Source organism: Isoptericola sp. BMS4 (assembly GCF_011634835.1).
Taxonomy (GTDB): domain Bacteria; phylum Actinomycetota; class Actinomycetes; order Actinomycetales; family Cellulomonadaceae; genus Isoptericola.
This window is the reverse complement of the sequence record NZ_SIRP01000001.1, coordinates 1682543-1702650: the sequence shown is the minus strand read 5'-3', so window position 1 is coordinate 1702650 and position 20108 is coordinate 1682543. Positions and strand designations below refer to the sequence as shown.

At 73.4% G+C, this 20108-nt stretch carries 17 protein-coding genes; 1 reads left to right on the top strand and 16 read right to left on the bottom strand.

The window, feature by feature from the left end; translation table 11 throughout:
- Positions 1 to 102: 102 nt before the first annotated feature.
- Complete coding sequence (dapC, locus tag EYB28_RS07535; RefSeq protein ID WP_166846224.1) at positions 103 to 1269, bottom strand: succinyldiaminopimelate transaminase; 1167 nt, start codon at positions 1267 to 1269, stop codon at positions 103 to 105.
- 20 nt (positions 1270 to 1289) lie between these two features.
- Entirely contained in the window at positions 1290 to 1607 is a 318-nt protein-coding gene (gene fdxA, locus EYB28_RS07530; RefSeq protein ID WP_166846222.1) for a ferredoxin, read from the bottom strand.
- 119 nt (positions 1608 to 1726) lie between these two features.
- On the opposite strand from fdxA, the gene EYB28_RS07525 reads away from it, so the two are divergent.
- Positions 1727 to 2092 carry a hypothetical protein gene (locus EYB28_RS07525; protein WP_166846220.1) on the top strand — a complete coding sequence of 122 codons (366 nt, stop codon included), beginning with the start codon at positions 1727 to 1729 and terminating at the stop codon, positions 2090 to 2092.
- Here EYB28_RS07525 and EYB28_RS07520 read toward each other — a convergent pair.
- The 14 genes from EYB28_RS07520 to EYB28_RS07455 all read right to left on the bottom strand — a co-directional run bounded on the left by EYB28_RS07520 (position 2089) and on the right by EYB28_RS07455 (position 20106).
- Positions 2089 to 3123, bottom strand: coding sequence for a prephenate dehydrogenase/arogenate dehydrogenase family protein (locus tag EYB28_RS07520; RefSeq protein WP_166846218.1), 1035 nt, complete (start codon positions 3121 to 3123; stop codon positions 2089 to 2091). The genes EYB28_RS07525 and EYB28_RS07520 overlap by 4 nt on opposite strands.
- The gene (locus tag EYB28_RS07515) at positions 3120 to 4073 is read right to left on the bottom strand and encodes a prephenate dehydratase domain-containing protein (RefSeq protein ID WP_240930430.1); all 954 of its coding nucleotides are present in this window, start codon (positions 4071 to 4073) and stop codon (positions 3120 to 3122) included. The genes EYB28_RS07520 and EYB28_RS07515 overlap by 4 nt, the downstream gene beginning before the upstream one ends.
- A complete protein-coding gene (locus tag EYB28_RS07510; RefSeq protein ID WP_166846216.1) occupies positions 4070 to 4966 on the bottom strand; it encodes a hypothetical protein in 897 nt (298 codons plus the stop codon). The genes EYB28_RS07515 and EYB28_RS07510 overlap by 4 nt, the downstream gene beginning before the upstream one ends.
- Positions 4966 to 7275 (bottom strand): VanW family protein, encoded by a 2310-nt coding sequence (locus EYB28_RS07505; RefSeq protein ID WP_166846213.1) that lies wholly within the window; start codon positions 7273 to 7275, stop codon positions 4966 to 4968. The genes EYB28_RS07510 and EYB28_RS07505 overlap by 1 nt, the downstream gene beginning before the upstream one ends.
- 233 nt (positions 7276 to 7508) lie before the next feature.
- The gene (locus EYB28_RS07500) at positions 7509 to 7949 is read right to left on the bottom strand and encodes a DUF6113 family protein (protein WP_240930429.1); all 441 of its coding nucleotides are present in this window, start codon (positions 7947 to 7949) and stop codon (positions 7509 to 7511) included.
- Positions 7946 to 8920, bottom strand: coding sequence for a PIG-L family deacetylase (locus EYB28_RS07495; protein WP_240930428.1), 975 nt, complete (start codon positions 8918 to 8920; stop codon positions 7946 to 7948). Before EYB28_RS07495 ends, EYB28_RS07500 begins: the two co-directional genes overlap by 4 nt.
- A gap of 13 nt (positions 8921 to 8933) precedes the next feature.
- Positions 8934 to 10844: a translational GTPase TypA gene (gene typA / locus EYB28_RS07490; protein ID WP_166846210.1), complete on the bottom strand. Its 1911-nt coding sequence runs from the start codon at positions 10842 to 10844 to the stop codon at positions 8934 to 8936.
- A 70-nt stretch (positions 10845 to 10914) separates the two neighbouring features.
- Complete coding sequence (locus tag EYB28_RS07485) at positions 10915 to 12630, bottom strand: BCCT family transporter (protein WP_240930427.1); 1716 nt, start codon at positions 12628 to 12630, stop codon at positions 10915 to 10917.
- A gap of 119 nt (positions 12631 to 12749) precedes the next feature.
- On the bottom strand, positions 12750 to 14489 hold the full coding sequence (locus EYB28_RS07480) for an ABC transporter ATP-binding protein (protein ID WP_166846207.1): 1740 nt from the start codon (positions 14487 to 14489) through the stop codon (positions 12750 to 12752).
- Entirely contained in the window at positions 14486 to 15463 is a 978-nt protein-coding gene (locus EYB28_RS07475; protein WP_166846204.1) for an ABC transporter permease, read from the bottom strand. Before EYB28_RS07475 ends, EYB28_RS07480 begins: the two co-directional genes overlap by 4 nt.
- Positions 15456 to 16382 carry an ABC transporter permease gene (locus EYB28_RS07470; RefSeq protein ID WP_166846201.1) on the bottom strand — a complete coding sequence of 309 codons (927 nt, stop codon included), beginning with the start codon at positions 16380 to 16382 and terminating at the stop codon, positions 15456 to 15458. Before EYB28_RS07470 ends, EYB28_RS07475 begins: the two co-directional genes overlap by 8 nt.
- Positions 16383 to 16624: 242 nt before the next feature.
- Positions 16625 to 18220 carry an ABC transporter substrate-binding protein gene (locus EYB28_RS07465; RefSeq protein ID WP_240930426.1) on the bottom strand — a complete coding sequence of 532 codons (1596 nt, stop codon included), beginning with the start codon at positions 18218 to 18220 and terminating at the stop codon, positions 16625 to 16627.
- A 243-nt stretch (positions 18221 to 18463) separates the two neighbouring features.
- Complete coding sequence (locus EYB28_RS07460; RefSeq protein ID WP_166846195.1) at positions 18464 to 19162, bottom strand: ABC transporter ATP-binding protein; 699 nt, start codon at positions 19160 to 19162, stop codon at positions 18464 to 18466.
- Entirely contained in the window at positions 19159 to 20106 is a 948-nt protein-coding gene (locus tag EYB28_RS07455; protein WP_166846192.1) for an ABC transporter ATP-binding protein, read from the bottom strand. The genes EYB28_RS07460 and EYB28_RS07455 overlap by 4 nt, the downstream gene beginning before the upstream one ends.
- Between the last annotated feature and the right edge of the window lie 2 nt (positions 20107 to 20108).

Here is a 20108-nt window from a genome sequence, read left to right as displayed (position 1 = left end):
ACCGACCGTGGCGCGCTCCAGGACGACCTCGGCCTGCGGTCGAACCTACCCCTCAACACCAAGGTGTTCCAATCCCCTGCCTATCCTCCGCCTATCGCGGGGTCACGAGGATGTGAGGCGCGCCACAGCCCGTGCCACGGCGTCGTCCTGAGCGGTGAGCGAGACCCGCACGTGGTGCCGGCCCGCCGGGCCGTAGAACTCGCCGGGCCCGACGAGGATCCCCAGCCCGGCGAACCACGCGGCCAGCTCGCGGGACGTCGCGCCGGCCGGCGCGCCCGCCGGCCCCGGCGACGCGTCGGCGGGCCGGGCCCACAGGTACAGCCCCGCCTCGGAGCCGTCGATCGCGAAACCGGCCCCGCGCAGCGCCTCGGAGAGGGCGGCGCGGCGCGCCCCGTAGACCTCCCGCTGGGCGGAGACGTGCGCGTCGTCGCCCAGCGCCGCGGTCATCGCCGCCTGGACCGGCGCCGGCACGATCATGCCGAGATGCTTGCGCGTGGCCAGCAGGGCGCCGACGAGACCCGGGTCCCCGGCGACGAACGCCGCCCGGTAGCCCGCCATCGACGACTGCTTGGACAGCGAGTACGCCACCAGCAGCCCCTCGTGGCTGCCGCCGGTCACCCGCGGGTCGAGCAGGCTCGGCACCCGGGACGTGCCGTCCGGGGAGACCCACCGCGGCGACCAGGGCAGCTCCGCGTAGCACTCGTCGCCCACGACGACGGCCCCGATCTCCCGCGCCGCGTCGACGACGCGGCGCAGCCGGTCCGTGTCCGCCACCTCGCCCGTCGGGTTCCCGGGTGAGTTCACCCACACGAGGCGGACGTCACGCCGCCCGGCCCAGGCCTCGACGTCGTCCGTCGCCAGCGGCGTCGCCCCGGCGAGCCGCGCCCCCACGTCGTACGTCGGGTAGGCCGTCTCGGGGTGCACGACGACGTCCCCGGGCCCCAGGCGGAGCAGCGACGGCAGCAGGCCCACCAGCTCCTTGGAGCCGACGGTGGGCAGCACCGCGTCCGGGTCGAGCCCGGGCACGCCGCGGCGACGCGCGAACCAGCCCGCCACGGCCTCCCTCAGCGCGGGGGTGCCGTGCGTGGCGGGGTAGCCGTGCGCGTCGACCGCGGCCGCCAGGGCCTCGCGCACCACGCCCGGCGTGGGGTCCACCGGCGTGCCGATGGACAGGTCCACGACGCCGCCGGGGTGGGCACGGGCGGTGGCGCGCACGTCCCCCAGGGTGTCCCAGGGGTAGGCGAGGGAGCTGAGGTCGGCGAAACCCACGGGCTGTCCGCGGCGCCGGCTCAGGCCTGCGGCGGGAGCTCGGCGATCATCGGGTCGTCCTTGGAGATGACGCCCATCTTCGCCGCCCCGCCGGGCGAGCCCAGGTCGTCGAAGAACTCGACGTTGGCGCGGTAGTAGTCCTTCCACTGCTCCGGGACGTCGTCCTCGTAGTAGATGGCCTCCACCGGGCACACCGGCTCGCAGGCGCCGCAGTCCACGCACTCGTCGGGGTGGATGTACAGCGAGCGCGAGCCCTCGTAGATGCAGTCCACGGGACACTCCTCGATGCACGCCCTGTCCTTGACGTCGACGCACGGCTGAGCGATCACGTAGGTCACTGCGGGTACCTTCCAGGTCACGAGGGCACGGCACGGAGCGGGTCCGCACCGCGGCCCATGCGGTGTGGTGCGGCGGACCGGCGGACCGGCCCTCATCACCGAACTCTAGTATCGCTCAGGTGATGCCCCCGCCCTCGACCCCCAGATCGTCCACCTGGCGAGACCTGCCCGTCGGTACGCGTGCGGTCGTGCGCCGGCGGCTCACGACCGACGAGGCGGCCGCGAGCGGCCACGTGTGGACCGACGTCGTCGGCGTGGTGGTGGCCGTCGACGACGACGGGCTGCGGCTGCGGCGCGACCCCGCCCGCGGCGGGCCGACGGCGGGCGTGGAGGAGGACGTGCCGGGCCCGCAGGTGGAGTCCGTGCGGCGCCTGCCGCCGCGGCCGGCGGCGCGCCGGCCCCGCCGGGGCCGCGACGGCGCGGACGACACCGCCGGCACCGACGACGCCGGCGGCACCGAGGGCGGCGCACGGACGCCCGGCTAGCCCCGGAGGCGGGCGGCGCCCGGCGCGCCGTCGCCGCTCCCGGGGTCCATCCCGACGACGACGGCGCCGGCGCCGCAGCGCTCCACGAGCCGCCGGGGCCAGCCGTCGATGAGCGACTCGGACGTGACCCGCTCCGCGTCGGCGTCCCGCAGCCTGCCGGCACGCACGTCGTCCGCGGCGTGGAAGAAGCCGTGCAGGGGGGCGTTGGTCTCCAGGGCCGCGACGACGACCTCCAGGTCGCGCACGACCTTGCGCAGGGCGGGCGCCACCCACGCCGCGTTCTGGACGACCATCGCCTCGGTGCGCGCCGGGTCGGTGCGCGCCACGCGCGTGCCGTCCCGGAAGCTGCCCGCGGCCAGGCCGAGCGCCAGGTCCCGCACGGGCGCCCCGGCCACGGCGTTGAGCAGCTGCGTGGCCACGACGTGCGGCACGTGGCTCACGAGCGCCGTCGCCTCGTCGTGCTGCTCGTCCGTGACGACGGCGGCCGTGCCCGCGAGCGGGCCCGTCACCAGGGCCAGCACCTGCGCGAGGCGATCGGGGTCGGTCCCGGGCGCGCCGCCCGTCCCGGTGCCCTCCGCGACGGTCACGGCCCACGCGGCGCCGTCCAGCAGGTCCCGGGACGAGGCGTCGAACCCGCTGTGCTCGGTGCCCGCCATCGGGTGCGCACCCACGTAGCGCGGTCCCAGGCCGGCGGCCTCGACGGCGGCGCGCACGGGGCCCTTGACGCTGCCGACGTCGGTGACCGTCGGGCCGGGCCCGTCGGCCGCGTCGACGGCGCTGGCCACGGCCTCGGCGGTGGCCGGCACCGCCCGCAGGGGCACGGCGAGCACGAGCACCTCCGGCCGGGCCCCGCAGACGCCGGCCACGTCGTCGGCGACCGGCAGGCCCGCGGCGCGCGCCGCGGCGCGGGCCGCCGGGTCGACGTCCGTGGTGACGACCTCGACGTCGCGGGACGCGAGGAGCCGGGCGAGCGACCCCCCGATCAGGCCGAGGCCCACCACCCCCACGGTCGTCGGGGCGGCGGCGGTCACCACAGCAGGCCCCGCGCCAGGTCGGCGTCCGGGTCGTCGCGGCGCACGCTCCCGGTGGGCGCGTGGTCCGGCAGCACGCCGTCCAGGCCCCGCCCGCCGGCCTCCGCCGGGTGGACGCCGAGCACCTTGAGGGAGTCGCCTGCCGCGAGCAGCTCCCCGCACAGCTCGCGCACCACCGGGTCCCACGGTGCGCCCTCGAGCGTCACGACGAACACGTACTGGCCCTCGCGGACCTTGAGCGGGCGCTCCACCAGGCTCGACATGTTCACGCCGCGCCGGCCGAACGCCGCCGTCACCCGGGCGAGCACCCCCGGGCCGGTGACCTCCGGGGTGACGGCGAGCATCGTGCGCCAGCCGGCGGCGGCGTCGAGGGCGCGCAGCGCCTCGGGCGCCTCGGACCGGCGGGCCAGCACGAGGAAGCGCGTGCGTGCCCCGGCGACGTCGTCGACCTGCGTCGCGACCGTCTCCAGGCCGTACAGCTCGCCGCACAGCCGGGGGCCGAGCGCCACCTGGTGACCGGCCAGGTCGCGGCACGCCGCCGCGTTCGACGACGCGGGCACGGCGCGCAGACCCCGCTCGACGACGAAGCGGGAGCACTGCGCCAGCCCGTGCGGGTGCGCCGTCGCCTCGACCAGCGCCGCCGGGTCGTGCCCGGGACGGGCGAAGGCGTCGAACGACACGTCCAGCACGACCTCGTCGACGGCCACGACCTCGCCGCTGCCGACGAGCGCGTCGAGGGAGGGCACGACGTACCCCTCGACGGAGCTCTCGATCGCGACCACGCCGCGGTCGGCGCGGCCGGCGGCGACGGCGTCGTGCACCTCGGCGACGGTGCCGAGCGGCAGCGTCGCCGCCTCGGGCTCCCCCGTCCGCCCGGCCCACGCCAGGACCGCCTGGTGGGTGAAGGTGCCCTCGGGGCCGAGGAACGCGACGGAGGAGCCGCCGCTCACGAGGCGGCCCAGCGGGGTTCGAGCAGGTCCGGGCCGGGGACGAGGTCCGCGCCCGGGAGGACCGCCAGGGTGCGGTGCGCGACGCCCCGCGCGTCCAGGCCGGCGACGAGGGCGTCGAGCACACGCACGTCCGGGCACCGGAACGAGGTGAAGAAGACGTGCGGGCCGAGGGTCGAGGGGTGGCTGCGCAGGTGCTGCAGGTCCACGCCCGAGTCGGACAGGACGGCCAGCGTGTGCTGCAGCGACCCGCGGTGGTCGTCCGAGGGCCCGACCGCGAGCCAGACCTGGGCCGGCTCGTCGAACGCCGGCCACGAGGACCGCGACTCGAGCAGCCCGTACCAGACGGACCCGTCCGCCACGAGGTGCTCGCTGCCCGGCAGCTCCACCCAGCCGGCGGGCACCCGGGCACGCTCCACGACCAGGGACCCGGACGGGCCGGCGATGTCGGCCCGCTCCTCGACCGGGGTGCGGGTGGGGACGAGCCGCGGGCTCACGCCCATGCCGCGCAGCCGCGCACGACAGTCGCGCAGGCCGGCCTCGTCGATGACCACCTGGCCGCCGGACGGCGCGCCGGCGGGCGCCACCCACACCCACTGCGGGTGCACCGCGACGGCCCCGGTGACGATGAGGGAGGGGTCGCCGGCGAGCAGCGCCTGCTCCAGCGCGGGCGCGGGCTGCTCGGGGTGACCCAGATGGACGACCGCGGCGAGGTCGTCGATGTTCGCCACGGTCGCCAGGGTGTCCGAGGTGCCGCCCAGGTCCAGCAGCTCCGTGAGCTCGTCCGGAGCGTCCGCCGGCCCACCGGCGGCCCCGCCGTCCACGCCCGTCCAGCCGGCCTGCGCCGCGGCCGCGGCGGCGTGCGCCGGCGACTCGTGCTCCGTGCGTCCGAGCATCAGTCCTCCGTGTCCTCGTCGGGCTTTCCGGCGTCGTCCGGCTTGCCGTCCTCCGGCTTGTCGTCGGGCCTGCCGCGGTCGGTGCCGCGGTCCGCCTCCGGATCGTCGCAGACGACGGCGTTGTCCGGCTTGTAGGTCCACGTGAAGGACTCGTCCTTGACCTTCTCGCCGTCGTGGAACACCTGGCGGTAGTTCGTGATGGTGAAGCCGTCGTTCCCGCCCGGGTAGCCGGCGCAGCCGGCCCCGGTGTTGTGCACCGTCGACTTCGGCACCACGTTCTGCTTGCCGCTCGACGACGTCTTCACGTCGTAGTAGGGCGTGGACCAGATCGCGACGTGCAGCTCGCCCCCGGAGACCCAGGACTGCATCACCGCGCCGTAGGGCGTGTCGTTGGTGAACTTCATGTCGATCACGCCCACGTAGATCGTGGCCTCCCGGCCGGCCGGGTACCGGCTGAACCAGTAGCTGTGCGGGCGGTGGCCGGCGTCGTCGAAGCCCGCGAAGTACCCGGCGTTGTACGTGGTCGTGGCCATCTGCGACAGCCCGCCGCCGACGGCGTCCTTGTGCACGCCGTTGCTGACCACGCCCGCCGCGTAGAAGCCGTTGGCGGTGTCGATCGGCGAGAGCGTGTCCAGCAACGAGAAGGTCTCGCCGGGGGCGACGAGCGTACCCGTGACCAGCTGGGCGCCGCGCTCGAGGTTCTTCGTGCGGATCGCGTCGTTCGTGATCGGGGTGGAGAACGAGGACACGACCTCCTTGACGCCCATGTCCTTCAGCGCGTCCGCGCTGCGGTCCGGGTCCACGTCGACGAGCTCGACGTCGGTCTCGCGCTCCTCGCCGAGGGCCGCGTCGCCCACGGCGGACGCCACGGCCTTCGGCTTCAGGGTGGTCCCGGTGTCGCCGCCGACCACGACCGGCTTGCCGCCGGAGAACTCGAAGTGGGCGTCGTCGGGCTCGGTCAGCAGGTCCGACGTGCGGTCCACGACGGCCGTGACGAGCCGGTCGCCGTCGAACTGCGGCTCCAGAGCGCCGTCGACCACCTTGAACGAGGTGGCGCGCGCCAGCGCCCGGGCCGGCAGCTCGGCCGTCTGGTCTCCGACCGACACCTTCACCGGGCCCGAGACGACCTGCTCGGCCTGTGCGAGCGCCGCGTCCGTCTCGTCCTGCGTGATCGCCGGCTCGACGGCCTCGGTCGGCAGCTCGTACGGGCCGGGGCTGACGAGCCAGCCGGACGCGACCACGTCGACCGCCTCGTCGACGACCACCTGCGAGCCGTCCGCGGCCTTCGTCGCGACCGGCTCCCCGTCGTCGAACGAGACGGTGCCGTCGACGGGCTCGACGAGCAGGGTCTCCTGGAGCCCGTCGATCGTCGCCGCGAGCCGGTCTGTGTCCACGTCGACGACGGGGTCCAGCTCCCCGCCCCCGACGAGGTGCTCCCACAGCCGGACCGGGCTGAGGGAGAACCCGGTGAGCTCGTCCACGGTGGCGCCGCTGTCGAGCGCGAGGCCCGCGTCGGCGGGGTCGAAGGTGCTCGAGGCGTCCCCCGCGGCGACGGCGACGGGCTCGGCCGCGCGCGGAGCGAGCGCCTGGTCGAGCGTGCTGGTCGCCTCGGCGACACCGAGGCCGCCGATCTCCACGTCCGCGACGGTGGTGCCCTGCGGCACGGTGTCCGCGAACGCCCACTGCGCGCCGGCGTACGCCCCGGCCAGGACGACGACGCCGATCCCGGCCCACAGCGCGACCTTGGGGGCGCGGCTGGGCGCCCCGTCCCCCACGAGCGGGTCCAGGGGCGAGCTCGTGCGGGCCGCCGCCGCGGCCTCGGCGGCCGCGGCGGCCGCGGCGGCGGACGTCGCCGCCGCGGACGGCCCGGCGGCGGAAGGTCCGGAGGCCGAAGGTCCGGTGGCGGACGGCGCGGCGGGCGCTCCGCTGCCCGGTGGGGCGGCACCGGCGGCGGGGACGGTGGGCAGCGCCTGGGTCGGGGCGCCCGTGGCCGGCGCCGCGACCGTGGCGATGCTCTGCTGCTCGTACTGGCGGACCCGGGGCTGGTAGGGCACGTCGTCCGGCTCGGCGGGCTCCCCGGACCCGTCCGGCGCGTCACCACCGGCGGGCGGGCCCTCGGGCTCGCCCGGCGCGTCGCCGCCGACCGACCCGTCGGACTCGGCCTCTTCGTACAGGCGCACCCGCGGTTCGTAGGGGGCGTCGCCCGGCCCCGCGCCCGCGGCGTCACCCCGGGGCGCGGGAACCTGCCGGCCACCGGTGGCCTCGGTGTGCGGCTCGGGCGCGGGATCGCGCTCGGACGGATGACCCATGGAACGACTCCGCGGAGAGCTCGGGGCAGGGCCGGGCGGCCCTGGAACAGGACAGGGGTGGGCGGGGACCCACGGCGGTCGATCCTACTCGGCGCACGCCCCGATATCTGCACCAGTCCGGGTCAAATCTGGCGAAGCGGGCGGCGACCCGTACCGACCCGTCACAGGGTGGGCACCCCGGTCCACACGGCCCTCACGACCGGCGGTCCACGACGGCCGCGCGGCGCCGCGGGTCAGCGCTCCGTGAACCAGGAGCGCGGCAGGAAGGCGGCCACGAGGAACAGCGCCATGCCGCCGTAGGTCCACACCAGGCCCACCGCCTGCGCGGGCACGAGGACGTCCCCGCCCGGGCCCTCCACCGCCAGGGCCTGCACGGCGACGACCCATCCGGCACCGCACGCGAGCAGCGTGCCGATCCCGGCCCAGGCCCGGCTCAGCACCGCGGCCGACAGCGTGATGGCGAGCGCCAGGACGACGCCGGCGGGCAGGCCCTGCCAGTCGGCGCGGTGGGCCACCGTGCCGAGGACGCCCACGGTGGCGCCCAGCAGGACGGCGAGGAGGGTCCGGGCGAGCACCGCCACCCACCGGTACCGCCCGGCGCGCGGCGCGGCGGCGGCCCGGTCGGGGGGCGCGGGCTCGGGGGCCGGCGTGGGCGTCGGCTCGGGGATGCTCATCGGCGCGAGCCTACCGGCGCGCTCGTGAGGTACGACTCGTGCGCCAGGACCGGGGCGAGCACGCCGTTGCTCAGGGCGTAGCAGCCGACGACGCCGGGCACCGGGCCGCCGGCCTCCGTGGGCGGGAGCGCCAGCGCGTGCTGCACCTGGGTGGCGTGCGCGCGCATCGCCCCGAGCAGCCGGTCGAGGACGGGCCGGGCCGCCACCGCAGCCGTCCGCCCGTCGAGCTCGTCCACGCCGCGTGCCACGGGCGGCAGCGCGCCGTCGGGCGCCGGGAACGCCAGCCCGGCGCGGTCCGCGAGGGCGCGCACCGTCGGGCTCTCGGCGAGCGACTCCCGGGCGGCGCGCAGCTCGTGCGCCGGGGCGACCGCCTGCCACAGGTCGGCCGACCACGGCTCGCCGGGCAGCGGGGCGGCGGGGTCGCCCGCGAGGTCCAGCGCGCGCACGGTGACCTCGTGCGTGCGGACGTGGTCGGGGTGCCCGTACCCCCCGCCGGGCTCGTACGTCGCGACGACGGCGGGCCGGCGGTCGCGCACGACGGCGGCCAGCCGTGCGGCGGCCTCGTCGAGCGGGACGCGGGAGAACGCCGCCGGGCCGGAGTCCGGCGCCGGACCGGCGATGCCCGGCGCGACCCACGCCATCCCGGAGTCCTCGTACCGCTCCCCCGACGGCACGGGCAGCGTGTCCAGGAAGGCATGGTCCGTCACCCCGAGGGCCGCCAGCGCGGCGGCGAGCTCCGACTCGCGGTGCGCGGCCAGGGCCGGCCCGTCGCCCTCGAGGTGCTCGAGGCCGGTCGGGTGCGACGCCGTGTCGACGACCTCGCCGCGCTCGCCGCGCGTGCACGTCACGACCGTCACCCGCCGCCTGGCGTCCGCCCAGGTCGCGAGCAGCGCGCCGGTCGCCAGCGTCTCGTCGTCGGGGTGCGCGTGCACCGCCAGCAACCCGCCCGCAGGCATACCGGGAGCGCTCACCTCGCCCGCTCCCTCAGGCGCGCTTGGCCCGCGCCGTCGCCCGGGCGCGCGCGGTCGCGTCGAGCTCGACCTTGCGGATGCGCACGACCTCGGGAGTGACCTCGACGCACTCGTCCTCGGCCGCGAACTCGAGCGACTCCTCGAGCGTGAGCTTCTTCGGCGGGATGAGGTTCTCGAAGCTGTCGGCGGTCGAGGACCGCATGTTCGTCAGCTTCTTCTCCTTGGTGATGTTGACGTCCATGTCCTCGTTGCGGGAGTTCTCGCCCACGATCATGCCCTCGTAGACCTCCTGCGTGGGGTCGACGAAGAACGTGCCGCGCTCCTGCAGGTTGATCATCGCGAACGGCGTGACCTTGCCCGCGCGGTCGGCGACGAGCGACCCGGTCGAGCGGGACTCGATCGGACCGTGCCACGGCTCGTAGCCCTCGGCGTACGAGGACGCGATGCCGGTGCCGCGCGTGTCGGTGAGGAAGCGGGTGCGGAACCCGATGAGGCCGCGGGCCGGGACGACGAACTCCATGCGCACCCAGCCGGTGCCGTGGTTCGACATCGTCTCCATGCGGCCCTTGCGCGCGGCGAGGAGCTGCGTGACGGCGCCCAGGAACTCCTCGGGCACGTCGATGGTCATGCGCTCCATCGGCTCGTGACGCTTGCCGTCGACGTCCTTGGTGACGACCTGCGGCTTGCCGACCGTGAGCTCGAAGCCCTCGCGTCGCATCTGCTCGACGAGGATCGCCAGGGCCAGCTCGCCGCGGCCCTGGACCTCCCAGGCGTCCGGCCGCTCGGTGGGCAGGACGCGCAGCGACACGTTGCCGACGAGCTCCGCGTCGAGGCGGTCCTTGACCTGCCGCGCCGTGACCTTGTGCCCCTTGCCGCCCTTGCCGGCCAGCGGGGACGTGTTGATCCCGACGGTCATGGAGATGGCCGGGTCGTCCACGGTGATGCGGGGCAGGGGGCGCGGGTCGTCGACGTCCGTGAGCGTCTCGCCGATCATGATGTCCGCGATGCCGGCGACGGCGACGATGTCGCCCGGGCCGGCGGACTCGGCGGGCACGCGGTCCAGGGCCTTGGTCTCCAGCAGCTCGGTGATGCGCACGGAGCTGAGCGAGCCGTCCTGGCGGGCCCACGCGACCGTCTGCCCCTTGCGCAGGGTGCCGTTGAAGATGCGCAGGAGCGCGAGACGGCCCAGGAACGGCGACGCGTCGAGGTTGGTGACGTGCGCCTGCAGCGGCATCGCCTCGTCGTAGGTGGGCGCGGGGACCGACGCCAGGATGGTGCCGAACAGCGGCTCGAGGTCCTCGTTCTCGGGCAGACCGCCGTCGGCGGGCTGCTCGATCGAGGCCCGGCCCGCCTTGGCCGAGGCGTACACCACGGGCACGTCGAGGACGGCGTCCAGGTCGAGGTCGGGGACCTCGTCCGACAGGTCGCTCGCCAGACCGAGCAGCAGGTCGGTCGTCTCGCCGACGACCTCGGTGATGCGGGCGTCCGGGCGGTCGACCTTGTTGACGACGACGATGACGGGCAGCTTGGCGGCGAGCGCCTTGCGCAGCACGAAGCGCGTCTGCGGCAGCGGCCCCTCGGAGGCGTCGACGAGGAGCACGACGCCGTCCACCATCGACAGACCGCGCTCGACCTCGCCGCCGAAGTCGGCGTGGCCCGGGGTGTCGATGACGTTGATCGTGATGCCGTCGGGCTCACCCGCGGTGGCCGCGGACGGGCCGGCGTAGCGGATCGCGGTGTTCTTGGCGAGGATCGTGATCCCCTTCTCGCGCTCCAGGTCGCCGGAGTCCATGACGCGGTCGTCCACCTGCTGGTGCGCGGCGAACGCGCCCGCCTGACGCAGCATGGCGTCCACGAGGGTCGTCTTGCCGTGGTCGACGTGGGCGACGATCGCCACGTTGCGCAGGTCGGAGCGCACAGACATCTACGGATCTCATTCCTGTCGGAGAAGAACGGCGTCCGGGAACCCGGAGCCGATCCATCCTACCCGGCCGTCACACCCGGCGGCCGAGCAGCCGGCCGAGCCACCCGTCACGCCGTCCGACCCCGTTGGACGCCGGCTCGTCGCCGCCGGCCGCCGCCTGGTCGGCGAGCTCGTCCCAGTGCTCGGTGACGTGCTCGGTCACCTGCACGGTGACGTGCTCGGTCAGCTCACGACGGGCCACGCGCCGCTCGGCCCGCAGGATCTGGTTGTGCTCGACGCTCAAGGCCTTCCACACCGCGTACATCATCGCGATCAGCACCACGGAGAACGGCAGCGCGGTGAGGATCGCGGCCGTCTGCAGCGCCTGGAGCCCGCCGGTGTACAGCAGCGCGGCGGCGACCCCGCCCTCGAGGATGGCCCAGAAGAGCCGGCTCCACAGCGGCGGGTTGGCCTCGCCGCCGTTCGCGAGCATGTCGACCACGAACGAGCCGGAGTCCGACGACGTCACGAAGAAGACGACGACCAGGACGATGCCCACGACGGCCATCCACGCTCCGCCGCCGGGGATCGTGTCGAACAGCTGGAACATCGCGGTGTCGGTGTTGACGACCATGTCCCCGGTCTCGGGGTCCGGCGAGAGCAGCGAGCCCGGCTCGGCCAGCTCCTGGCGGATGGCCGAGCCGCCGAAGACGCTGAACCACACCGTCGTCACGAGCATGGGGACCAGCAGCGTGCCGAGCACGAACTCGCGCACGGTGCGCCCACGCGAGATGCGGGCGATGAACACGCCGACGAAGGGCGCCCACGAGATCCACCAGCCCCAGTAGAAGATGGTCCAGCCGGACTCCCAGGCCAGCCCGTCGTCCCCCTGGAACGCCAGGGTGTCGAACGTCATGAACATGACGTTCTGCAGGTAGTAGCCGATGGACTGCACCCACTCGCGGGCCAGGAACAGCGACGAGCCCATGAGCAGGACCGCGACGACCAGCAGGCCGGCCAGGATCATGTTGCCGTTGGAGAGCCACTTGATGCCGCGTTCAAGACCGGAGGCGACGGACGTCGCGGCGACGGCCGTGATGGCGGCGATGAGCCCCATCTGCAGCGCGAGCGTCGGGTTCGCGACGTCGAGGTAGTCGAGCCCGGCCGCGATCTGCGTCACGCCGAGCCCCAGCGACGTGGCGACGCCGAACACCGTGCCGAAGATCGCCAGCACGTCGATGACGTTGCCGATCCAGCCCTTGACGCGGTCGCCGAGGATCGGCTCCAGCGCCCAGCGGATCGACACCGGGCGCCCCTTGCGGTGGATCGCGTACGCCAGCGCGAGGCCGATGATCACGTAGATGCCCCAGGCGTGGAAGCCCCAGTGCAGGTAGGTCTGACCGATCGCGGCCTCGCCGAGCGCGGACGCCCCGCCGGTCACGCCGGGCTTGGGGTGCTGGAAGTGCGACAGCGGCTCGGCGACCCCGTAGTACACCAGGCCGATGCCCATGCCGGTGGCGAACAGCATCGCGAACCACACGGGCAGGCGGAAGCTCGGCTCCTCGTCGTCGGGGCCGAGCGTGATGTCGCCGAACCGGCTCACGCCCATCCAGATCGCGAAGACGGTGAACGCCGCGACGATGAGGACGTAGTACCAGCCGAACCCGCTGATGACCTTGGCCTGCAGCGTGTCCATCACCTCGGCCGTCGCGTCGGTCGCGAAGGCCGCGAGCAGGACGAACAGGACGATGAGTCCCGCCGCCGGGTAGAACACCGGTGGCGACAGGGTGGACCGACGACGATTCATGCCCTCCACGGTGTCGCGAATGTGAAGGTTCTGCAAATCAAACGCCGGTGGCCCTCCTCGCGGGAGAGCCACCGGCGTCCGTGCCGGCACGTGCCGACGGGCATGCGGCGTCGTCCGGCTCAGCCGGCGAGCTCGACCCCCTCGAGCCCGGCGCCCGGGATCGCGGCGAGCAGGTCCCGCGTGTACTGCTGCTGAGGGTTGTCGAAGACCTCGTCCGTCGTCGCCTGCTCGACGACCTTGCCGGTCTGCATGACGACGACGTCGTCGGCGATCTGGCGGACCACCGCGAGGTCGTGCGTGATGAACAGGTACGACAGGCCGAGCTCGTCCTGGAGCTTCCCCAGGAGCTCGAGGATCTGCGCCTGGACGAGCACGTCCAGCGCGGAGACCGCCTCGTCGAGGACGACGACCTCCGGGTTGAGCGCCAGGGCGCGCGCGATGGCGATGCGCTGGCGCTGGCCGCCGGAGAGCTCGTTGGGGAAGCGGCGCATGGCCGACGCGGGCAGCGAGACCATGTCGAGGAGCTCGCGCACCCGCTTCTCCCGCTGCTTCCGGCTGCCCTCGCGGTGCAGCTCGAGCGGCTCCTCGATCGAGCGGAAGATCGAGAACATGGGGTCGAGCGACCCGTACGGGTTCTGGAACACGGGCTGGATCCGGCGCCGGAAGCGGAACGCCTCCTGCGGCGACAGGCCGGCGATGTCGACGCCGTCGAACTCCACGGCGCCCGACGTCGGCTCGAGCAGCCCGAGGACCATGTTCGCCGCCGTGGACTTGCCCGATCCCGACTCGCCCACCAGGGCGAGCGTCTTGCCCCGCCCGAGCCGGAACGACACGTCGTCGACGGCCTTGAACTCCGTGGAGCCGCCGAACAGCGAACCGCGGATGTCGAAGACCTTGGTCAGGTTGCGCGCCACCACGACGTCGCCGGTCTGGCCGCCCTCGGCGCGGTGCACGAGCTCGGTCGGCGCCTGGCCGCCCTCGTGCGCCACCTGGATACGGCGCGAAGCCAGCGACGGGGCCGCCGCCACGAGGCGCTTGGTGTACGGGTGCTGGGGGTCGGCGAGGATCTGCTGCGCCGGGCCCGACTCCACCACGCGCCCCTTGAACATCACCACGAGGTGCTCGGCGCGCTCGGCGGCCAGGCCCAGGTCGTGGGTGATGAACAGCACGGCGGTGCCCAGGTCCTGGGTCATCGTGCCCAGGTGGTCCAGGATCTGCCGCTGGACGGTGACGTCGAGGGCCGACGTCGGCTCGTCCGCGATGAGGAGCTTGGGCCGGGAGGCCAGGCCGATCCCGATGAGGGCGCGCTGGCGCATGCCGCCGGAGAACTCGTGCGGGTACTGCTTGGCACGGCGCTCCGCGTCCGGCAGCCCCGCCTCGTTCAGCACGGCGGCGATGCGCTCGTTCAGCTCGGCCTTGGAGCCCTTGAACCCGTTGGCCTTGAGCGCCTCGGTCACCTGGGTGCCGATGCGCCAGACCGGGTTGAGGTTGGACATCGGGTCCTGCGGCACCATGCCGATCTCGCGGCCCCGCAGGGCCTCGTTCTCGGCGGCGGGCGCGCCCACGAGCTCGCGCCCGTCGAACACGATGCTGCCACCGGTGACCTTGCCGGTCCCGGGAAGCAGGTCGATGATCGCCGCCGCGGTCGTGGACTTGCCCGAGCCGGACTCGCCCACGATCGCCACGCTCTGGCCGGGGTACACGGTGATGTTCGCGCCGCGCACCGCGTTCACGGTGCCCACGGCGGTGGTGAAGGAGATCTCCAGGTCCTTGATCTCCAGCAGCGGCTTGCTCGGGTCGACGGGCGCGAGGCCGTCGTCGCCCGTACCGGCGTTCGTCACGGGGAACTGGGTCGTCATCGCTTACGCGCCTTCGGGTCGAGGGCGTCGCGCACGACGTCGCCCATCATCATGAAGCCGAGCACGGTCAGCGCCAGGCCTCCGGCCGGGTAGAGGATGATCTCCGGGGCGGTGCGGATCGCCTGCTGGTACTGGTTGATGTCGCCGCCCCAGGAGACCACGGAGGGCGGCAGGCCGATGCCGAGGAAGCTCAGCGAGGCCTCGGCCACGATGAACTGGCCCAGCGCGACCGTCGCGTAGACGATGATCGGCGCCGAGGCGTTCGGCAGCACGTGCCTGCGCAGGATGCGCCCACGGCTCATGCCCAGGGACCGCGCGGCGGTGACGAACTCGTTGTTCTTCACCGACATGACGGTGCCTCGCGTGATGCGGGCGATCTGCGGCCAGCCGAACAGCGCCAGGACGAGCGCGACGATGAAGGCGGTCCGGTTCGGCGTGACCGACATGATGACGATCGCCGCGAGCACCAGCGGGATGGCGAAGAAGATGTCGGTGACGCGCGACAGGATGGTGTCGAACCACTTGCCGTAGTAGCCGGCGATGGAGCCCATGACCGCCCCGACGAGCACGACCATCGTCGTCGACATGATGCCGACGAGCACGGACGCCCGCGCCCCGTAGATCGTGCGGGTGTAGATGTCGCAGCCCTGCTTGTCGAACCCGAACGGGTGGCCCGGCTCGGGGCCGCCCAGCGACTCGGTCAGCTCGCAGTCCAGGCGCGGGTCGAGCGACGTGAACCACCCCGGGAAGGCCGCCACGAGCACCACGAGCAGGATGATCGCGGCCGAGACCCAGAAGAGCCAGCGACCGCGCATCTCGCGCCAGGCGTCGCGCCAGAAGCTGGAGGGTGCGGAGTCGGACTTGACGGCGTCGACGGCACCGAGGCCGCCCTCGTCCACCTCCGCGACGAAGTGTTCCTGGCCGGGGCGCGGCGTCGCCAGCCCGCCCCGCGGGTCGTCGTAGTTGTCAGGCATAACGGATCCTCGGGTCGAGGGCGGCGTACAGCAGGTCTACGAGCAGGTTCGCCGCGATGTAGACCACGACCAGCACGGTGGTCATGGCGACGACGGTGACGCTCTCGCCGCGGGTGATCGCGTCGTAGAGCGTGCCGCCCACGCCGTGGATGTTGAAGATGCCCTCCGTGATGATCGAGCCGCTCATCAGGGCGCCGAGGTCGGCGCCGATGAAGGTCACCACGGGGATCAGCGAGTTGCGCAGCACGTGCCGCGTCGTCACCTGGTAGCGCCCCAGACCGCGAGCCCGGGCGGTCCGCACGTAGTCGGCCGTCGAGTTCTCCGCCACCGAGGTACGCGTCAGTCGTAGCACGTAGGCGAACGACGTCCCGGCCAGCACGATCGCCGGCATCAGGAGACTGACGAAGTCCGGGTTGTTGCCCACCGTCACGGGCAGCCATCCCAGGTTCACGCCGACGACGATCTGCATGATGAAGCCGAGCACGAAGGTCGGCACCGCGATCAGCGTCAGGCTCAGCACCATGACGGTGCCGTCGAAGAACTTGCCCTTGCGCAGGCCGGCGATCAGGCCGAACCCGATGCCGAACACCGCCTCGATCACGAGCGCCATGAGCGCGAGCTGCATCGTCACGGGGAAGGCGTTGGCGATCACCTCGGTGATCTCGCGGCCGCGGAAGTCGACACCGAAGTCGAGCGTCACGACGCCGCGGAGGAAGAGCAGGTACTGCACGATGAAGGGCTTGTCCAGGTTGTACTCCGCCCGGATCGCCTCCTGCGTCGCCTCGGGGAGGCCGCGCTCGCCGCCGAGCGCCGCGATCGGGTCGCCGGGGCGCAGGAACACCATGGCGTAGAGCAGGAGGGTCGCCCCCAGGAACACAGGGATCAGCTGAAGGATCCTGCGTCCGAGATACGAGAGCATGCGTGGGTTCTCCTCGTGTGCCCGGGGATCTCCCGGGCTACGGGTTTCTCGGTCTCCGTGGCCGTGCTCGGCCGACGGGCAGCGGCGGGGCGGGAGCACCGGTGGGTGCCCCCGCCCCCTCGCGACGAGCGGTCGACGTCAGACCGTACCTGACGAAGATGACCGCCGGCGTATCGCGCGACGTGACCGGGGCCGCGCGCCGCCCCGTGGGTGGAGGGGCGGGCGCGCGGCCCGGTCGCGCGTCACTCGGACTTGGTGACCTGGTACAGGATCGGGTCGCTGTCCCACCCGAACTGCACGTTCTCGACCGCCTGCGAGTAGCCGGCGGTCGCGTTCTGGTACCAGAGCGGGATGCCCGGGACGTCCTGGAAGAGGATCTCCTGCGCCTCCTTGTAGAGCGCGGTGGCGTCCTCGGGCGACTCCGCGGCCGCGGCCTCGTCGAGCTTCGCGTCGAACGCCTTGCTCGAGTACTTCATGTCGTTCGAGCCGGCGCCCGTGCCGTAGATCGGGCCCAGGAAGTTGCTCATCGAGGGCCAGTCGGCCTGCCAGCCGCCACGGAAGATGCCCTTGATCTCCTGGTTGTCACGCGCGTCGAGGAACTCGTCGAACGTGGTGTACGGGTCGAACTCGCACCCGATCTCCAGCACCTGGCGGATGTTGTTGCACACCGCGTCGACCCAGGTCTGGTGGTCGGAGTCCGCGTTCGAGGCGATGAGCAGGGTGTAGTCGTCGGCGATCGGCGACTCGGACTGCGCCTCGTCCCAGAGCTTCTTGGCCTCGTCGGCGTTGTACTCGAGGATCTCCGAGCCGGGGATGTCCTCCGAGTACCCGTCGATCACCGGCGAGGTGAAGTCGTGCGCCGGGGTGCGCGCACCCTGGTAGATCGTCTCGGTGATCGTCGGGCGGTCGATGGCCATCGAGATGGCCTTGCGGCGCTTGACGCCGGCCTCGCCCTGGAACTCCTCGACCCACTCGGGCACGTTGACGACCTGGATCACGGCCGCGGGCTGGTTGACCGCACGGTCGCCGAGGTCGTCCTCGAACGTGCCGAACGCCGAGGCCGGCACGTTGGTGATGATGTCGAGGTTGTCCGAGAGCAGGTCGTTGTACGCCGCGTCCTCCTCGGTGTAGGCGATCATGTCGATGCCACCGTTCGCCGGCGTGCGCTCACCGGCGTACGAGTCCGACGGGCGCAGGCTGATCTGCTGGTCGTGCTCCCAGCTCTCGATCTCGTACGGCCCGTTGCCGATCGGCTCGTCCGCGAAGGCCTCCGGGTCCTCGAAGAACGCCTCGGGCATCGGGTAGAACGCCGAGTACCCGAGCCACAGCTCGAAGTCGGAGGACGGCACGGACAGCTCCGCGGTGAACGTGTGGTCGTCGACCACCTCGACCGCGATGTCGGACGGCTTCTCCGGGTCGTAGCCCTTGAAGCCGTTGAAGAAGTACTGCTGGTTCTGCGCGTTCTCGATGTTCGCGATGTACTTCCACGAGTCGACGAAGCTGCTCGCCGTCACCGGCGTGCCGTCGGAGAACTCCCACCCGTCCTTGATGGTGATCGTCCAGGTCTTGTTGTCGTCCGACTCGATCGACTCGGCGACCTCGTTGTGGACGGCGCCCTCGGCGTCGTAGGACACCAGTCCTTCGTAGATGTTCTTGACCACGAGCCCGCCGTAGACCTCGTTGGTCATGCCGGGGGTCAGCGGGTTCTGGGGCTCGCCGCTGCTGACGGTGACGATCCCGGAGCTGTCGCCCTCGGCGCTGGTCTCGCCGGTGTCGTCACCGGAACCGCCTCCGCACGCGGACAGCAGCAGTGCTGAGGCGAGGGCGAACGAGCCCACGCCTGCAAGTCGTCGTCGAGGTGTCACTGGTCCTCCTGAGTAGTGTCTCCCACCGACGGGGGTGAGGTCGCCGGTGAGGCGCAGCGCGCGCGAGTGCACGCTCTGCGCTGTGCGCGGGTGAGCCTAGTCACGTCGTCGTGCTAGTCATACCCCGATCCCCTTGTATACCTCCAACCGTGACCATTCCGGTATCTGAGCGCAATCTTGCGGTCACGTCCGAACCCGGGTATGGGGCCCGGCGGGTCAAGGTTCGCGCAGCATACCGTCCCGCAGCACCAGCACCCGGTCCGCGCGGGCCACCAGCTCGGCGTCGTGGGTCGTGACGACGGCCGCCACGCCGCGCGTGTGCACGAGGTCGCGGACCAGGTCCATGACGAGGACCGCCGTCGCGGAGTCGAGCTGGCCGGTCGGCTCGTCGGCGAGCAGGACACGCGGCTCGTGCACGACGGCGCGCGCGATACCGACCCGCTGCTGCTGCCCGCCCGACAGCTCGTCCGGCCGCTGGTCGGCGTGCCCCGCCAGGCCCACCGCGTCCAGCGCCGCGGCGACGCGGCGCGCGCGCTCGGCGGCGGGCACGCGAGCCAGACGCAGCGGCACCTCGACGTTCTCCGCCGCGGACAGCACCGGGACCAGCCCGAACGACTGGAAGACGAAACCGATCTCCCCGCGGCGGGCGGCGTGCAGCTCGTCCTCGCTCATCGCCGACAGATCGCGCTCCCCGTCCCCGACCGCGGCGCCTCCGCCGAGCCACACCCGGCCCGACGTCGGCCGGTCCAGGCCGCCCAGGAGGTGCAGCAGCGTCGTCTTGCCGGACCCTGACGGCCCCACGACCACGACGAGCTCGCCCGCGGCCACCTCGAGCCCCGCGCCCGCCAGGGCGTGCACCTCGCCGTCGCCCCGCCCGTACACCCGGGCGAGCCGCTCCGCTCGCAGCACCGTCATCGTCCTCCCTCCGTCCCACCGGGACCGGCACGGTCCGGGCGCACCTCGACCCGGTCCGGCTCCAGCGCGAGCCGGACACGGTCGCGCAGGTCCAGCGCGGCCACGAAGTCCGCCGAGAGCTGCAGGCGCCCCACCCGGTCCAGCACCGCGAACTCCTCCGCGACGTGGCGCGTCGCGCCGTGCTCGTCGACCTCCTCGCGACGCAGCACCTCCGTCGAGGTGCGCCCGTCGCGGATCTGCACCGTGCGTGCCACGTGCTCCGCGACGGCGGGGTCGTGGGTGACCAGGAGCGTCGTGACGCCCGTCTCGGCGTTGACGCCCCGCAGCGCCTCGAGCACGTCCACGCTGGCCGCCTCGTCGAGCTCGCCGGTGGGCTCGTCCGCGAGCAGCACCCGCGGACCGTTCGCCACCGCCACCGCGATGGCGACGCGCTGCTGCTGCCCGCCCGACATCCGTCCGGGGCGACGGTCCGCGACGTCCGCCACGCCGAGCAGCTCCAGCAGCTCGCGGACGCGGGCGGCGCGACGCGACCGCGGGACCGCGCCGGCGACCTCGAGCGGCAGGAGCACGTTCTCGGCGGCCGTGAGGTAGGGCAGCAGGTTGCGCGCCGTCTGCTGCCACACGAAGCCGACCGTCGTGCGCCGGAAGCGCACGCGCTGGTGGGCGCCCATCGCGAGCAGGTCGGTGCCCGCCACGACGGCCGAACCCGCGGTCGGCGTGTCCATCCCGGACAGCACGTTGAGCAGGGTCGACTTGCCGGACCCGCTCGCGCCGACCACCGCCACGAGCTCCGAGGGCCCCACGCCGAGGTCGAGGCCCTGCAGCGCCTGCACCTCGATCCCGTCGGTCGCGAAGACCCGCACCAGGCCGCGGCAGAGGATCTCCCCTCCGCCGGCCGCGGCGCGCGCGTCCGCCACCGCTGTGCCCGTTCCCGTGCCCGTCATCC

Bases quoted from the DNA above. Each gene is read 5' to 3' on its own strand.
- EYB28_RS07500 (WP_240930429.1), bottom strand. From the start codon at position 7,949: ATGAGCATCCCCGAGCCGACGCCCACGCCGGCCCCCGAGCCCGCGCCC.
- EYB28_RS07505 (WP_166846213.1), bottom strand. From the start codon at position 7,275: ATGGGTCATCCGTCCGAGCGCGATCCCGCGCCCGAGCCGCACACCGAG.
- EYB28_RS07480 (WP_166846207.1), bottom strand. From the start codon at position 14,489: ATGACGACCCAGTTCCCCGTGACGAACGCCGGTACGGGCGACGACGGC.
- EYB28_RS07460 (WP_166846195.1), bottom strand. From the start codon at position 19,162: ATGACGGTGCTGCGAGCGGAGCGGCTCGCCCGGGTGTACGGGCGGGGC.
- EYB28_RS07510 (WP_166846216.1), bottom strand. From the start codon at position 4,966: ATGCTCGGACGCACGGAGCACGAGTCGCCGGCGCACGCCGCCGCGGCC.
- EYB28_RS07470 (WP_166846201.1), bottom strand. From the start codon at position 16,382: ATGCTCTCGTATCTCGGACGCAGGATCCTTCAGCTGATCCCTGTGTTC.
- EYB28_RS07455 (WP_166846192.1), bottom strand. From the start codon at position 20,106: ATGACGGGCACGGGAACGGGCACAGCGGTGGCGGACGCGCGCGCCGCG.
- typA (WP_166846210.1), bottom strand. From the start codon at position 10,844: ATGTCTGTGCGCTCCGACCTGCGCAACGTGGCGATCGTCGCCCACGTC.
- EYB28_RS07475 (WP_166846204.1), bottom strand. From the start codon at position 15,463: ATGCCTGACAACTACGACGACCCGCGGGGCGGGCTGGCGACGCCGCGC.
- EYB28_RS07485 (WP_240930427.1), bottom strand. From the start codon at position 12,630: ATGAATCGTCGTCGGTCCACCCTGTCGCCACCGGTGTTCTACCCGGCG.